This is a genomic window from Pseudomonas sp. JL23, from assembly GCF_056933585.1.
This window is the reverse complement of record NZ_CM167795.1, coordinates 2,437,693-2,452,880: the sequence shown is the minus strand read 5'-3', so window position 1 is coordinate 2,452,880 and position 15,188 is coordinate 2,437,693. Positions and strand designations below refer to the sequence as shown.

The 15,188-nt window shown below is 61.2% G+C and carries 11 protein-coding genes; 5 read left to right on the top strand and 6 right to left on the bottom strand.

Annotated features, from left to right (window positions below):
• Positions 1 to 50 precede the first annotated feature (50 nt).
• Positions 51 to 2,426 (bottom strand): phosphoenolpyruvate synthase, encoded by a 2,376-nt coding sequence (gene ppsA, locus AC1Z24_RS11540; protein ID WP_483745736.1) that lies wholly within the window; start codon positions 2,424 to 2,426, stop codon positions 51 to 53.
• Between the two features lie 183 nt (positions 2,427 to 2,609).
• On the opposite strand from ppsA, the gene ppsR reads away from it, so the two are divergent.
• Positions 2,610 to 3,428 (top strand): posphoenolpyruvate synthetase regulatory kinase/phosphorylase PpsR, encoded by an 819-nt coding sequence (gene ppsR, locus AC1Z24_RS11535; protein ID WP_259100222.1) that lies wholly within the window; start codon positions 2,610 to 2,612, stop codon positions 3,426 to 3,428.
• Positions 3,429 to 3,524: 96 nt separating this feature from the next.
• Here ppsR and prpF read toward each other — a convergent pair whose 3' ends face one another.
• From prpF to AC1Z24_RS11510, 5 genes are all read right to left on the bottom strand, one after another.
• A complete protein-coding gene (prpF, locus tag AC1Z24_RS11530) occupies positions 3,525 to 4,700 on the bottom strand; it encodes a 2-methylaconitate cis-trans isomerase PrpF (RefSeq protein WP_483745735.1) in 1,176 nt (391 codons plus the stop codon).
• A 124-nt stretch (positions 4,701 to 4,824) separates the two neighbouring features.
• Complete coding sequence (acnD, locus tag AC1Z24_RS11525) at positions 4,825 to 7,413, bottom strand: Fe/S-dependent 2-methylisocitrate dehydratase AcnD (protein WP_483745734.1); 2,589 nt, start codon at positions 7,411 to 7,413, stop codon at positions 4,825 to 4,827.
• A gap of 75 nt (positions 7,414 to 7,488) precedes the next feature.
• On the bottom strand, positions 7,489 to 8,616 hold the full coding sequence (gene prpC, locus AC1Z24_RS11520; RefSeq protein WP_483745733.1) for a bifunctional 2-methylcitrate synthase/citrate synthase: 1,128 nt from the start codon (positions 8,614 to 8,616) through the stop codon (positions 7,489 to 7,491).
• Between the two features lie 138 nt (positions 8,617 to 8,754).
• Positions 8,755 to 9,639: a methylisocitrate lyase gene (prpB, locus tag AC1Z24_RS11515; protein WP_483745732.1), complete on the bottom strand. Its 885-nt coding sequence runs from the start codon at positions 9,637 to 9,639 to the stop codon at positions 8,755 to 8,757.
• A complete protein-coding gene (locus AC1Z24_RS11510; RefSeq protein WP_259100236.1) occupies positions 9,636 to 10,343 on the bottom strand; it encodes a GntR family transcriptional regulator in 708 nt (235 codons plus the stop codon). The genes prpB and AC1Z24_RS11510 overlap by 4 nt, the downstream gene beginning before the upstream one ends.
• A 252-nt stretch (positions 10,344 to 10,595) precedes the next feature.
• Here AC1Z24_RS11510 and rloA point away from each other — a divergent pair, with 252 nt between their 5' ends.
• The 4 genes from rloA (at position 10,596) to pabB (ending at position 15,075) form a co-directional block, all read left to right on the top strand.
• The gene (rloA, locus tag AC1Z24_RS11505; RefSeq protein ID WP_259100239.1) at positions 10,596 to 11,132 is read left to right on the top strand and encodes a retropepsin-like aspartic peptidase RloA; all 537 of its coding nucleotides are present in this window, start codon (positions 10,596 to 10,598) and stop codon (positions 11,130 to 11,132) included.
• 4 nt (positions 11,133 to 11,136) lie between these two features.
• Positions 11,137 to 12,675, top strand: a complete 1,539-nt coding sequence (gene rloB, locus AC1Z24_RS11500) for an osmotic stress tolerance membrane protein RloB (RefSeq protein ID WP_483745731.1) — start codon at positions 11,137 to 11,139, stop codon at positions 12,673 to 12,675.
• Positions 12,675 to 13,658 carry an alpha-L-glutamate ligase-like protein gene (locus AC1Z24_RS11495; RefSeq protein ID WP_483746598.1) on the top strand — a complete coding sequence of 328 codons (984 nt, stop codon included), beginning with the start codon at positions 12,675 to 12,677 and terminating at the stop codon, positions 13,656 to 13,658. The genes rloB and AC1Z24_RS11495 overlap by 1 nt, the downstream gene beginning before the upstream one ends.
• Positions 13,659 to 13,731: 73 nt before the next feature.
• Entirely contained in the window at positions 13,732 to 15,075 is a 1,344-nt protein-coding gene (gene pabB / locus AC1Z24_RS11490) for an aminodeoxychorismate synthase component I (protein ID WP_483745730.1), read from the top strand.
• Positions 15,076 to 15,188 lie beyond the last annotated feature (113 nt).

Below are 15,188 nucleotides of genomic sequence, written 5' to 3'. Positions count from 1 at the left end.
CACGCAGGCTAATCAGCCTGGGCGGGTCGGCGACTTACGGTGTTGCGTTATCAGGCCGGAGCTTGACCTTCAGCCAGGAAGAACCAGGTTTCCAGTACGGAATCGGGGTTCAGTGAAACGCTTTCGATGCCTTGGTCCATCAGCCAGCGTGCCAGATCCGGGTGATCGGAAGGCCCCTGGCCGCAGATACCGATGTACTTTCCGGCCTTGTTGCACGCCTGAATGGCATTGGCCAGCAGCTTCTTGACTGCAGGGTTACGCTCGTCGAACAGGTGAGCGATGATCCCCGAGTCCCGGTCCAGGCCCAGGGTCAGCTGGGTCAGGTCGTTGGAGCCGATGGAGAAACCGTCGAAGAACTCGAGGAACTCTTCAGCCAGAATCGCGTTGGACGGCAATTCGCACATCATGATGATGCGCAGGCCGTTTTCGCCGCGCTTGAGGCCATTTTCAGCCAACAGGTCAATGACCTGGCTGGCTTCGCCCAGGGTACGGACGAACGGCACCATGATTTCGACGTTGGTCAGCCCCATGTCGTTGCGCACACGCTTGAGGGCACGGCATTCGAGTTCGAAACAGTCACGGAAGCTTTCGCTGATATAACGCGAAGCACCGCGGAAGCCCAGCATCGGGTTCTCTTCTTCCGGCTCGTAGAGCTTGCCGCCGATCAGGTTGGCGTATTCGTTGGACTTGAAGTCCGACAGACGCACGATGACCTTCTTCGGCGTGAACGCAGCGGCCAGGGTGCTGATGCCCTCGACCAGCTTCTCGACATAGAAACCGACCGGATCGTCGTAGCCAGCAATGCGCTTGTCGACGCTTTCCTTGATTTCCAGCGGCAGGTTCGGGTAGTTCAGCAGCGCCTTGGGGTGCACGCCGATCATGCGGTTGATGATGAACTCCAGACGCGCCAGGCCGACACCGGCGTTGGGCAGTTGGGCGAAGTCGAAAGCCCGGTCCGGGTTGCCGACGTTCATCATGATCTTGAACGGCAGGTCAGGCATGGCATCGACCGAGTTGGTCTTGATGTCGAAGCCCAGTTCGCCTTCGAAGATGTAGCCGGTATCGCCCTCGGCGCAGGAAACGGTCACGCCCTGGCCATCTTTCAACAGCTGGGTGGCGTTACCGCAACCGACCACGGCCGGAATACCCAGCTCACGGGCGATGATCGCCGCGTGGCAGGTACGACCACCACGGTTGGTGACGATGGCGCTGGCGCGCTTCATGACCGGTTCCCAGTCCGGGTCGGTCATGTCGGAAACCAGTACGTCGCCTGGCTGGACCTTGTCCATCTCGGACACGTCCTTGATGATCCGCACCTTGCCGGCGCCGATGCGCTGGCCGATGGCACGACCTTCGACCAATACAGTGCCCTTTTCCTTGAGCAGGTAGCGTTCCATGACGTTGGCCGAAGAACGGCTCTTCACGGTTTCGGGACGCGCCTGGACGATGTACAGCTTGCCGTCGTCACCGTCCTTGGCCCACTCGATGTCCATCGGTGCCTTGTAGTGCTTCTCGATGATCATCGCCTGCTTGGCCAGCTCGCTGACTTCGGCATCGCTGAGGCAGAAACGCGCGCGCTCGGCGGCATCGACGTCGACGGTCTTGACCGAACGACCGGCCTTGGCCTCGTCGCCGTAAATCATCTTGATCGCCTTGCTACCCAGATTGCGGCGCAGGATGGCCGGGCGGCCGGCTTCCAGGGTGCCTTTGTGGACGTAGAACTCGTCCGGGTTGACCGCACCCTGGACCACGGTTTCACCCAGGCCGTAGGCACCGGTAATGAACACCACGTCACGGAAGCCCGACTCGGTGTCGAGGGTGAACATCACACCCGCAGTACCGGTTTCAGAGCGAACCATGCGTTGCACGCCAGCGGACAGAGCCACCAGTTTATGGTCGAAACCCTGGTGTACGCGGTAGGAAATGGCGCGATCGTTGAACAGGGACGCGAAGACTTCCTTGGCCGCACGGATGACGTTTTCGACGCCGCGGATGTTCAGGAAGGTTTCCTGCTGACCGGCGAAGGACGCGTCGGGCAGGTCTTCAGCAGTGGCGGAAGAACGCACGGCAACGGCGATATCCGGGTTGCCTGCCGACAGTTCGGCGAAGGCGGTACGGATTTCGGCGTTGAGCCGCTCGGGGAACTCGGCTTCCATGATCCACTGACGAATCTGCGCGCCGGTCTTGGCCAGGGCGTTGACGTCGTCGACATCAAGAGCGTCCAGCGCAGCGTGGATCTGATCGTTCAGACCACTCTGCTCCAGAAAATCACGGTAGGCCTGAGCTGTAGTGGCGAAGCCACCAGGGACCGAAACGCCAGCGCCCGCGAGGTTACTGATCATTTCGCCGAGGGATGCGTTCTTGCCTCCCACGTGCTCCACATCATGGACGCCGAGCTTATCGAGGGAAACTACGTACTCTACCAAGGTGATCTCTCCACTTAACTGTGTGTGTTGTTGGGAAAAGCTCAATTTGCCGAACCGTCATGCAACCCGGTTCTGCACGTGTGTGGCCCGGACCCTGGAAATAAGCAAGAATGCCCACTGTCCAGGCCCGCAAGCGCGCCTATGATAGCCAACATTCGCCACCAGCTTAAGGCCCGAGCACAAATGAAACGATCTGCGTTCTTTATCTCCGACGGCACCGGCATCACTGCCGAAACCCTGGGCCAGAGCCTGTTGGCACAATTTGAAAACATCACGTTCAACAAGTTCACGAGGCCGTACATCGACAGCGTCGAAAAAGCGCGGGCGATGGTACAACAAATCAACAACGCCGCCGACAGGGACGATGTGCGTCCGATCATTTTCGACACCATCGTCAACCAGGAAATACGCGAGATCCTGGCCACTTCGAACGGTTTCATGATCGATATTTTTTCGACCTTCCTGGCGCCGCTGGAGCAGGAGCTTAGTTCACACTCCTCCTATTCGGTGGGCAAATCCCACTCCATCGGTCACAACTCCAACTACATGGAGCGCATCGAGGCGGTGAACTTCGCCCTCGACAACGACGACGGCGCCCGGACCCATTATTACGACAAGGCCGACATCATCCTCGTCGGTGTGTCGCGCTGCGGCAAGACCCCTACCTGTCTATACATGGCCATGCAATTCGGCATCCGCGCGGCCAACTACCCGCTGACCGAAGACGATATGGAAAGCCTGCAACTGCCCGCCGCGCTCAAGACCCACCGTAGCAAACTGTTCGGCCTGACCATTGACCCAGATCGCCTGACCGCCATTCGCCACGAGCGCAAGCCCAACAGCCGCTACTCCAGCTATGCCCAGTGCGAGTTCGAAGTGCGGGAAGTGGAGAACCTGTTCCGCCGCGAGAACATCCCCAATATCAACTCCACGCATTTCTCAGTGGAAGAGATCTCGGCGAAGGTATTGGTCGAGAAAGGGGTCGAGCGCCGGTTCAAATAGGCCCCTGCGGGGAGCTGCGAGCTGTTAGCTGCGAGCAGAAGCGGAGGCAAAGCGCTTTAGCTCGTAGCTCGTAACTCGTAACTCGCAGCTCATAGCTTAGAGCGGCACCCTCACCCACCCTTCCATCAACACCCGCGCACTGCGGCTCATCGCCGCCTTGAGCACTTTCCATTCGCCATTGACCTGATCGGCCTGGGCGCCGACGCGCAGGGTGCCCGAGGGGTGGCCGAAGCGGACGGCGCTGCGTTCGCCGCCGCCTGCCGCGAGGTTGACCAGGGTGCCGGGGATCGCCGCAGCCGTGCCGATCGCCACCGCTGCGGTGCCCATCATGGCGTGGTGCAGCTTGCCCATGGACACCGCCCGTACCAACAGGTCGGCATCGTCTACCGATTTACCACTGGACGATACGTACTGCCGGGGCGGCGCGACAAAGGCAACCTTGGGCGTGTGCTGGCGGGTAGCCGCTTCGTCCAGGTGCTTGATCAGGCCCATGCGCAGGGCGCCATGAGCACGGATGGTTTCCAGCATGGCCAGGGCCTTGCCGTCGCCATTGATATCACCCTGCAGCTCGGCACCGGTGTAACCGATATCGGCCGCGTTGATGAAGATGGTCGGGATCCCGGCATTGATCATTGTCGCCTTGAGCGTACCGACACCAGGCACTTCCAGGTCGTCGACCAGTTGCCCGGTGGGGAACATCGAACCGCCTGCGCCCTCTTCGTCCGCAGCCGGGTCCATAAACTCCAGTTGAACCTCTGCCGCCGGGAAGGTCACGCCATCCAGCTCGAAGTCACCGGTTTCCTGCACCGCGCCGTTGGTGATGGGCACATGGGCGATGATGGTCTTGCCGATATTGGCCTGCCAGATGCGCACCACGGCCACGCCGTTCTGGGGAATGCGGCTGGCGTCCACCAGACCCTGACTGATAGCGAATGGCCCGACCGCAGCAGACAAATTGCCGCAGTTACCGCTCCAGTCAACGAAGGGCTTGTCGATGGAGACCTGACCGAACAGGTAATCGACGTCGTGATTGGCCTTGATGCTTTTCGAGATGATCACCGTCTTGCTGGTACTGGAGGTGGCCGCGCCCATGCCGTCGATCTGTTTTTCGTAAGGATCGGGGCTGCCAATCACCCGCAACAACAGGGCATCGCGCTCAGGGCCGGGGACCTGGGCGGATTCGGGCAGGTCTTGCAGGCTGAAGAACACGCCCTTGCTGGTGCCGCCACGCATGTAGGTGGCGGGGATCTTGATTTGTGCCGGATAAGCCATGGAAATCTTGTCCTCTTATCAACAACTCGTAACCATCTGGATGAATGACATTCTGCCTGTGGGACCGGCTTTAGCCGGGAAGGCGCCTTCCCGGCTAAAGCCGGTCCCACCTGTTGACTTCGCGCTAAACGGCGACTGACGACTCCAGGAAGTCCTGAGCAAAGCGCTGCAACACGCCGCCCGCCTCGTAGATCGACACTTCTTCAGCCGTATCCAGACGGCAGGTCACAGGCACTTCCAGGCGCTCGCCGTCCTTGCGATTGATCACCAGCGTCAAGGTCGCGCGGGGTGTCGGCTTGCCGACTACGTCGAAGGTTTCACTGCCGTCGATACCCAAAGTCAGGCGATTGACCCCCGGCTTAAACTCCAGGGGCAGCACGCCCATGCCGACCAGATTGGTGCGATGGATGCGTTCGAAGCCTTCGGCGGCAATCGCCTCGACACCGGCCAGACGCACGCCCTTGGCCGCCCAGTCCCGGGACGAGCCCTGGCCGTAGTCGGCACCGGCAATGATGATCAGCGGCTGCTTGCGCGACATATAGGTTTCGATGGCTTCCCACATCCGCGTAACCGTGCCTTCCGGCTCGATGCGGGTCAGGGAGCCCTTCTTCACCTGGCCATCGACCACGGCCATTTCGTTGATCAGTTGCGGGTTGGCAAAGGTCGCACGCTGGGCGGTGAGGTGATCGCCACGGTGGGTTGCGTAGGAGTTGAAGTCTTCTTCCGGCAGACCCATTTTCGCCAGGTACTCACCGGCAGCGCTGTTCAACATGATGGCGTTGGACGGCGACAGGTGGTCAGTGGTGATGTTGTCCGGCAGCACTGCCAGCGGGCGCATGCCCTTGAGCGTGCGTTCCCCGGCCAGGGCGCCTTCCCAATAAGGCGGACGGCGGATATAGGTGCTCATCGGCCGCCAGTCGTACAGCGGCGGCACCGCAGGCCCGGCCTCCTGGATCGCGAACATGGGGATATACACCTGGCGGAACTGCTCCGGCTTGACCGATGCCTTGACCACGGAGTCGATTTCTTCGTCGCTGGGCCAGATATCCTTGAGGCGGATTTCCTTGCCGTCGACCACCGCCAGCACATCCTTCTCGATATCGAAACGGATGGTCCCGGCAATGGCGTAGGCCACTACCAACGGCGGCGAAGCGAGGAAGGCCTGCTTGGCGTACGGGTGGATACGTCCATCGAAGTTGCGGTTACCCGACAGCACGGCCGTGGCGTACAAATCGCGGTCGATGATTTCCTTCTGGATCAGCGGATCGAGCGCGCCGGACATGCCGTTGCAGGTGGTGCAGGCAAAGGCCACCACGCCAAAGCCCAGTTGCTCCAGCTCGGAAGTCAGGCCGGCTTCATCCAGATACAGCGCCACGGTCTTGGAACCCGGCGCCAGGGAAGACTTGACCCAGGGCTTGCGGGTCAGGCCAAGGCGGTTGGCATTGCGTGCCAGCAACCCGGCGGCAATCACGTTGCGCGGGTTACTGGTGTTAGTGCAACTGGTGATGGCAGCGATGATCACCGCGCCGTCGGGCATTTGCCCCGGCACTTCGGTCCACTGCCCGGCAATGCCCTTGGCCGCCAGATCGCTGGTCGCAACCCGCGCGTGAGGGTTGGACGGACCCGCCATATTACGCACCACGCTGGACAGATCAAAGCTCAGCACGCGCTCGTACTGGACGTCTTTGAGGCTATCGGACCACAGCCCGGTTTCCTTGGCGTACAGTTCTACCAGGGCGACCTGCTCGTCTTCGCGGCCGGTGAGCTTGAGGTAGTCGATGGTCTGCGAATCAATGGAGAACATCGCCGCCGTGGCGCCGTACTCAGGGGCCATGTTGGAAATGGTCGCGCGGTCACCCAAGGTCAGGCTTGCCGAACCGGTGCCGTAAAACTCCAGCCAGGCGCCGACCACTTTCTGCTTGCGCAGGAACTCGGTCAGGGCCAGGACCACGTCCGTGGCGGTGATGCCGGGCTGACGCTGGCCCGTCAGTTCGACGCCGACAATGTCCGGCAGGCGCATCCACGAGGCGCGGCCCAGCATCACGTTCTCGGCTTCCAGGCCGCCGACACCAATAGCGATCACTCCCAGGGCATCGACATGCGGGGTGTGGCTGTCGGTGCCGACCAGGGTGTCGGGGAACGCCACGCCTTCACGGACCTGCACCACCGGCGACATTTTCTCCAGGTTGATCTGGTGCATGATGCCGTTGCCGGGCGGAATCACTTCGACGTTCTTGAACGCCAGTTTGGTCCAGTCGATAAAGTGGAAGCGGTCTTCGTTGCGACGGTCTTCAATGGCGCGGTTCTTGGCGAAGGCATCCGGATCGAAGCCGCCGCATTCCACAGCCAGGGAATGGTCGACGATCAGTTGCACCGGCACGACAGGGTTGACCTGGGCCGGATCGCCACCGCGCTCGGCAATGGCGTCGCGCAGGCCGGCCAGGTCGACCAGGGCGGTCTGGCCGAGAATGTCGTGGCACACCACCCGGGCCGGAAACCACGGGAAGTCCAGGTCGCGCTTGCGCTCGATCAACTGGCTCAGGGACGCCTTGAGCGTCGTCGGATCACAGCGGCGCACCAGGTTTTCCGCCAGTACCCGGGAGGTGTAGGGCAGGGTGGCATAGGCGCCGGGCTTGATCGCCTCGACTGCCGCGCGGGCGTCGAAGTAATCCAGGCGGGTGCCGGGCAGCAGCTTGCGGTATTCAGAATTCATGGCACAGGGCTCGATCACGGTAGTGGCAGAGGATGGATGGAGAGTGCCGTGGTTCGCAGCGCTCCCCTCCCCCGGTCAGCGACGTTCGATGGGCACGAACTTGCGCTGTTCGACGCCGATGTATTCGGCGCTTGGACGAATGATGCGGTTATTGGCACGCTGTTCGAAAACGTGGGCGGCCCAGCCGGTCAGGCGCGAGCAGACGAAGATCGGCGTGAACAGCTTGGTCGGGATCCCCATGAAGTGGTACGCCGAGGCATGGTAGAAGTCGGCGTTGGGGAACAGCTTCTTCTGTTCCCACATGGTCTTGTCGATGGCTTCGGAGACCGGGAACAGCACGGTATCGCCCACTTCGTCAGCGAGTTTTTTCGACCAGCCCTTGATCACCTCGTTGCGCGGGTCGGAGTCTTTGTAGATCGCGTGGCCGAAGCCCATGATCTTGTCCTTGCGCTCGAGCATGCCAAGGGTGCCCTTGACCGCGTCTTCGGCCGAACTGAAGCGCTCGATCATCGCCATGGCCGCTTCGTTGGCGCCGCCATGCAGCGGGCCGCGCAAACTGCCGATGGCGGCGGTGATGCAGGAAAACAGGTCCGACAGGGTCGAAGCGCACACCCGAGCGGTGAAGGTCGAAGCGTTGAATTCGTGCTCGGCGTAGAGAATCAGCGAGACGTCCATGACCTTGCTATGCAGCTCACTGGGTTTCTTGTCCAGCAACAGGTGCAGGAAATGCGCGCCAATTGAGGGTTCGTCAGTCACGCACTCGATGCGCTTGCCTTCGTGGCTGAAGCGATACCAGTAGCACATGATCGCCGGGAACGCCGCCAGCAGACGGTTGGTCGCGGCCAGTTGCTGGCTGAAATCCTCTTCAGGCTCCAGATTGCCGAGCATCGACGCACCGGTACGCATGACATCCATCGGGTGGGCGCTGGCAGGAATCCGCTCCAGCACTTCCTTCAAGGCTTGCGGCAGGTCACGCAGACCCTGCAGTTCATGCAGATAGGCATCCAGCTGGGCCTGACTCGGCAGATCGCCATAGAGCAGCAGATAGGCGACTTCTTCGAAACGTGCTTCGGCGGCCAGTTCACGGACGTCGTAGCCACGATAGGTCAATCCGGCACCGGCCTGTCCCACGGTGGACAACGCCGTCTGCCCGGCGACCTGGCCCCGTAGACCAGCGCCGCTCAATACTTTTGCTTCAGCCATTGCTGTCTCCAATCTTGAATTTGTTAGGGAATCGGCAATTCATTTTTTCAAACTATTTTGATTTGAAATGCACCCTGTGGGACCGGCTTCAGCCGGGAATAGGCCTTCCCGGCTAAAGCCGGTCCCACAGGGTTACGCTTACTTCTTCTGCGCAAACAACGCATCGAGCTTCTGCTCGAAGGTGTGGTAATCGATAGCGTCGTACAGTTCCATGCGGGTCTGCATGGTGTCGATCACGTTCTTCTGCGAGCCATCGCGGCGGATTGCGCCGTAGACATTTTCCGCCGCCCTGTTCATGGCGCGGAACGCCGACAGCGGATACAGCACCAGGGACACATCCGCGCTACGGAGTTCGTCCACGGTGTACAGCGGCGTGGCGCCGAATTCGGTGATATTGGCCAAAATCGGCGCGCGGACGCGGGCGGCGAACAGCTTGTACATGTCCAGTTCGGTGATGGCTTCCGGGAAGACCATGTCGGCACCGGCCTCGATGCAGGCTTCGGCCCGCTCCAGCGCTGATTCCAGGCCTTCCACGGCCAGAGCATCGGTGCGCGCCATGATCACGAAGCTGTCATCGGTGCGGGCATCGACGGCGGCCTTGATGCGGTCGACCATTTCCTGCTGGGAGACGATCTCCTTGTTAGGACGATGGCCGCAGCGCTTGGCGCCGACCTGATCCTCGATATGAATCGCCGCCGCACCGAACTTGATCATCGAGCGAACCGTGCGTGCAACGTTGAATGCCGAGGAACCAAAACCGGTATCGACATCCACCAGCAGAGGCAGATCGCAGACATCGGTAATGCGTCGCACATCGGTGAGCACATCATCGAGGCCGGTAATGCCCAGGTCCGGCACCCCCAGCGACCCGGCTGCGACGCCGCCACCGGACAGATAGATCGCCTTGAAACCGGCACGCTTGGCCAACAGGGCGTGGTTGGCATTGATGGCGCCGACGACTTGCAGGGGCTGTTCGCTGGCGACGGCGTCACGGAAACGCTGGCCGGGAGTGCTTCTGGTCATTTTTCACCTCGGTCTGGAACGGCCTGGTAATGCCGCTCGATATTGCGTTTGGAAGCGCCGATGTGGCGGCGCATCAACAATTCGGCGAGTTCGCCATCACGGTCGGCGATGGCGTCGAGAATGCGGTGGTGTTCGGCAAAAGCCTGGCGCGGGCGGTTGGGCGTGTTGGAGAACTGAATGCGGTACATGCGCACCAGTTGATACAGCTCGCCGCAGAGCATCTGGCTCAGGGTGCGGTTGCCGCTGCCCTGGATGATCCGGTAGTGGAAGTCGAAATCGCCTTCCTGCTGGTAGTAGCCCAGCCCGGCCTGGAACGCCGCGTCGCGCTCATGAGTGTCGAGGACCCGGCGCAACTCGTCGATTTCTTCAACGGTCATGCGCTCGGCGGCCAGGCGGCAAGCCATGCCTTCAAGGGATTCGCGGATTTCGTAGAGTTCGATCAGCTCAGCGTGGCTCAAGGACACTACCCTGGCGCCGACATGGGGGACCCGCACCAGCAGACGCTGGCCTTCCAGACGATGGATCGCCTCGCGCAACGGCCCGCGGCTGATACCGTAGGTGCGCGCCAGTTCGGGTTCAGAGATCTTGCTGCCGGGGGCAATCTCGCCCTTGACGATGGCTGCCTGGATACGGCGGAAGACGTTTTCGGAAAGCGTCTCCGATTCGTCATGGCCGTTTAACGGGCTTTCTACCTCACCCAACATATTGTCGACACCTTGAAGATCAATACCGACAAATCTAGCCATATCACCCGAATCAGTCAAAGCAAAAATCAACATTGTCGACAATCGTCTAATGCCGGGGCTTTTCAGGAGAAACTTTTATAAACACTTGGGCACCCGCAGAAACTGGCAGCCCGGCACCACCGTGCTAGAATCCGGCCCGCTTCGATCGAGCCAAATGAACGGTATAACCGATCACTATCGAGGGCTGCGCCCCTCACCGCGCCAGGATCTATGAGACTCATAACCCCCTTTTCGCTGCTCTGCCTGATGCTGCTGGCCGGCACCGGCGAAGCCGCCGACAAGACCGTTTACGGCCTGAATGAATACGCAGAACTCGCCGATATCGATCTGCAGGTCGCCGCCAAGCTCGACACCGGCGCCCACACCGCCTCCCTCAGTGCCCGGGATATCACCCACTTCACTCGCGACGGCGAAGGCTGGGTGCGCTTCTATCTGGCCATCGACGACGCCCACCAGCACCCCATCGAACGCCCGCTGCAGCGCCTGAGCAAGATCAAGCGCCGGGCCGACGACTACAGCCCCGATGACGAGAAAAAGTACAGCGCCCGCCCGGTGATCAGCCTGGATGTATGCATGGGCAAAGTTTTACGCACCCTGGAAGTGAACTTGACCGACCGAAGTGCATTCCAATACCCGCTTTTGATTGGCTCCGAGGCGCTCAAGCGCTTCGACGCCCTGGTCGATCCCAGCCTGAAATATTCAAAGGGCAAACCGAGCTGCCCTCCTGTTGCCAGGCCCAAAGAGTAAATCCATGCGTTCTCTCAACCTGCATCTGAAAATCCTGATTGCCGTCCTGGTCACCCTGGGCATCGCCATCACGGCCTATCAGATCGTCGTGCTGGGCATTCCGGTGACCGAAGACGAAACCGACGACCTGTGGAACATCGACGCCAAAGTCGAGTTCGTCGCCAGCGCCAAGGACCCGGTGAAGATCCAAATGTTCGTGCCACCCCTGGCCCGGGATTACATCAGCCTCAACGAAAGCTTCATCTCCAATAACTACGGGGTCAGCGTCAACCGCATCGACGGCAACCGCAAGGTCACCTGGTCGGCACGGCGCGCCAGCGGCAACCAGACCCTTTATTACCGTCTGGTCCTGACCAAGCGCTATAACGGCGACAAGCCGCGCACCAAGGGGCCGATTTTCCGCGACAGCATGGTCATCGACGGCCCGGAAAAAATCGCTGCCGAAGCCCTGCTCGCCCCGATCCGCCAGCACTCGGCGGACGTCGAGACCTTCATCGGCGAAGCCATTAAGCGGGTCAACACCCTCAGCGACGACAACGTCAAGCTGCTACTGGCCGGGGACACCTCGACGCCGAACAAGGCGCGTATCACCGAACTGCTGCTGTCCATCGCCCACGTGCCGATGGAAAAAGTCCACACTATCCGTCTGGTCGCCGACCAGCCGCAGACCCCGGAACTGTGGCTGCGCAGCTTCAACGGCAAGGACTGGCTGTACTTCAACCCGGACACCGGCGCCCAGGGCCTGCCCGAAGACCGCCTGCTGTGGTGGGTCGGCGACGAAAACCTGATCACCGTCGAAGGCGGCAAGAAAGCCACGGTCAACTTCAGCCTCAATAACAGCGAAATGAACGCCATCCGCCTGGCCAAGCTGACCGACGACAACTCCGACGCCGACTTCCTCTCCTATTCGCTGTACGGCCTGCCGCTGCAGACCCAGCAGACCTTCATGATCATGGTGATGATCCCCATCGGCGTGCTGGTGATCCTGATCCTGCGCAACCTGATCGGCCTGCAGACCCTGGGCACCTTCACCCCGGTGCTGATCGCCCTGGCCTTCCGCGAGACCCAACTGGGCTTCGGCATCGTGCTGTTCACCCTGATCACCGCCCTGGGCCTGTCACTGCGCTCGTACCTGGAACACCTCAAGTTGCAGATGCTGCCGCGCCTGTCGGTGGTGCTGACCTTTGTCGTAGTGCTGATCGCCGCCATCAGCCTGTTCAGCCACAAGCTGGGCCTGGAGCGCGGCCTGTCGGTGGCACTGTTCCCCATGGTGATTCTGACCATGACCATCGAACGCCTGTCCATCACCTGGGAAGAACGCGGCGCCAGCCATGCCATGAAAGTCGCCATCGGCACCCTGTTCGCCGCGTCCCTGGCGCACCTGATCATGAGCGTGCCGGAACTGACCTACTTCGTCTTCACCTTCCCCGCTGTGCTGCTGATTCTGGTGGGCTTCATGCTGGCCATGGGTCGCTATCGCGGCTACCGCCTCACCGAACTGATGCGCTTCAAGGCCTTCATCAAGGAAGAGGAAGGCAAATGATCGGCTGGTGGAAGACCTGGAAGGCCCTGGAGGCCAAGGGCATCATGGGCATCAACCGGCGTAATGCCGACTACGTGCTCAAGTACAACAAGCGCAGCCTGTACCCCATTGTCGACGACAAGATCACCACCAAGCTGCGCGCCATCCAGGCCGGGATCCGCGTACCGCAGATGTACGGGGTGATCTCCACGGAAAAGGAAATCGACCGTCTCGACCAGATCATCGACGGCCACAATGATTTCGTGATCAAGCCGGCCATGGGCGCAGGCGGTGATGGCATCCTGGTTATCGCCGACCGCTTCGAGGAGCGCTTTCGCACTATCTCCGGGCGCATCGTCAGCCACAGCGAAATCGAACACCAGATCTCCAGCATCCTTACCGGCCTGTATTCCCTGGGCGGCCACCGCGACCGCGCGCTGATCGAATACCGCGTCACTCCGGACCCGATCTTCAAGAGCATCAGCTACGAAGGTGTGCCGGACATCCGCGTCATCGTGCTGATGGGCTACCCGGTCATGGCGATGCTGCGCCTGCCGACCCGCCAGTCCCACGGCAAGGCCAACCTGCACCAGGGCGCCATCGGCGTCGGTGTCGACCTGGCGACCGGCATCACCCTGCAAGGCACCTGGCTCAACAACATCATCCGCAAACATCCCGATACCGCCCAGACCGTGGACGGCGTGCAACTGCCTGACTGGGACGGCTTCATGCAGCTGTCCGCTGAATGCTTTGAGCTCTGTGGCCTGGGCTATATCGGTGTCGACATGGTGCTGGACCAGGAAAAAGGTCCGCTGATCCTCGAGCTCAACGCCCGCCCCGGCCTGAATATCCAGATTGCCAACGACTGCGGCCTGACCCACAGGACCCAGGCGGTGGAAGCGCGTATTGAGCAACTGGCTCTGGAAGGCCGTACGGAAACGCCGCAAGAGCGGGTCAGGTTTGTGCAGGAGCTGTTTGGGCATGTGCCCCATCTCACTGGCTAAACACCGAGATTTCCCGATCCCGCCCAAGCGGACTACAATCGCCACCCGCGCTCTGCTGACCGATTTTGCCTAAATGCCGACCTGCTCCGTCCATCCGCTGCCCTATCACAGCAACCCCGCCGATTATTTCTCGCGAGTGCGCCATGCGCCGGGTGCAGTGCTGCTCGACAGTGGTCGGCCAGCGGCTGAACGTGGTCGCTACGATCTGCTCAGCGCCTGGCCCGAAGAGCAACTGAGTGTCGACAATGACGAGAGCGGCGCCGGCTTTCTCCAGCGCCTGCGCCAGGCCCTGGCTCTACTGGGCGAAGCGCAACTGCCCGAGCACTGCAAGCTGCCCTTCGCCGGCGGCCTGATCGGCTATCTGAGCTATGACTTCGGCCGACGCCTGGAACCGCTGCCGAGCAAGGCCGTGGATGACTTGCAACTGCCGCAGGCGCGGCTTGGCCTGTACGCCTGGGCCTTGATCAGCGATCACCAACAAGGCACGTCCCAGCTGGTATTTCACCCGAGCCTGGCCGAGACCGAGCAGCAACGCCTGTTAGCGCTGTTCGGTGCACCCGCGCCCCTTGATCAAGCCAGCTTCCAACTCGACGGCCCGTTCCAGACCAGTATCAGTGCTGACGACTACCGTGCCGCTTTTGAACGCATCCAGAACTATATCCAGTCCGGCGACTGCTATCAGGTCAATCTGACCCAACGCTTCCAGGCCAATTGCCAAGGTGATCCGTGGGCAGCCTACTGCGCATTGCGCGTGGCCTGCCCGACGCCCTTCTCCGGTTATATGGCCCTGGAAGGTAATGATGCGGTGCTGAGCCTGTCGCCAGAGCGCTTCGTCAAAGTCGCCCAGGGCCAGGTCGAGACCCGGCCGATCAAGGGCACCCGCCCCCGTGGCCGCGATGCTGCGCAAGACGCCGCCTATGCCGTCGAGCTGCTGGCCAGTGCCAAGGACCGCGCGGAAAACCTGATGATCGTCGACCTGCTGCGCAACGACCTGGGCCGCAGCTGCCGCATCGGCTCGGTGAAAGTGCCCGAGCTGTTCAGCCTGGAAAGCTATCCCAACGTGCATCACCTGGTCAGCAGCGTGACCGGCACACTGGCCGCCGATCACGACGCCCTGGACCTGATTGCCGGCAGCTTTCCCGGTGGTTCCATCACCGGCGCACCGAAAATCCGCGCCATGCAGATCATCGACGAACTGGAGCCCAGTCGCCGTGCCCTGTATTGCGGATCATTGATCTATCTGGATGTGCGTGGCGAAATGGACAGCTCCATCGCCATCCGCAGCCTGCTGGTCAAGGACGGTCAGGTGTCCTGCTGGGGAGGCGGCGGTATCGTCGCCGACTCGGACTGCGAGGCCGAGTATCAGGAGTCGTTTACCAAGGTGCGGATACTGCTGGAAACCTTGCAGAACCTCTGAGTCAATGTGGGACCGGCTCTAGCCGGGAAACCCTATGACAGACGATAGAAATGTATCGCTCCTGCCAACGCCTTCCCGGCTAAAGCCGGTCCCACAGAAGATGCGGACCTTCT

What these genes read in the sequence shown, in the direction of transcription:
- ppsR (WP_259100222.1), top strand. Translation starts at nt 2,610, where the DNA reads ATGAAACGATCTGCGTTCTTTATCTCCGACGGCACCGGCATCACTGCC.
- prpF (WP_483745735.1), bottom strand. Translation starts at nt 4,700, where the DNA reads ATGGCTTATCCGGCACAAATCAAGATCCCCGCCACCTACATGCGTGGC.
- acnD (WP_483745734.1), bottom strand. Translation starts at nt 7,413, where the DNA reads ATGAATTCTGAATACCGCAAGCTGCTGCCCGGCACCCGCCTGGATTAC.
- prpC (WP_483745733.1), bottom strand. Translation starts at nt 8,616, where the DNA reads ATGGCTGAAGCAAAAGTATTGAGCGGCGCTGGTCTACGGGGCCAGGTC.
- prpB (WP_483745732.1), bottom strand. Translation starts at nt 9,639, where the DNA reads ATGACCAGAAGCACTCCCGGCCAGCGTTTCCGTGACGCCGTCGCCAGC.
- AC1Z24_RS11510 (WP_259100236.1), bottom strand. Translation starts at nt 10,343, where the DNA reads ATGTTGGGTGAGGTAGAAAGCCCGTTAAACGGCCATGACGAATCGGAG.
- rloA (WP_259100239.1), top strand. Translation starts at nt 10,596, where the DNA reads ATGAGACTCATAACCCCCTTTTCGCTGCTCTGCCTGATGCTGCTGGCC.
- rloB (WP_483745731.1), top strand. Translation starts at nt 11,137, where the DNA reads ATGCGTTCTCTCAACCTGCATCTGAAAATCCTGATTGCCGTCCTGGTC.
- pabB (WP_483745730.1), top strand. Translation starts at nt 13,732, where the DNA reads ATGCCGACCTGCTCCGTCCATCCGCTGCCCTATCACAGCAACCCCGCC.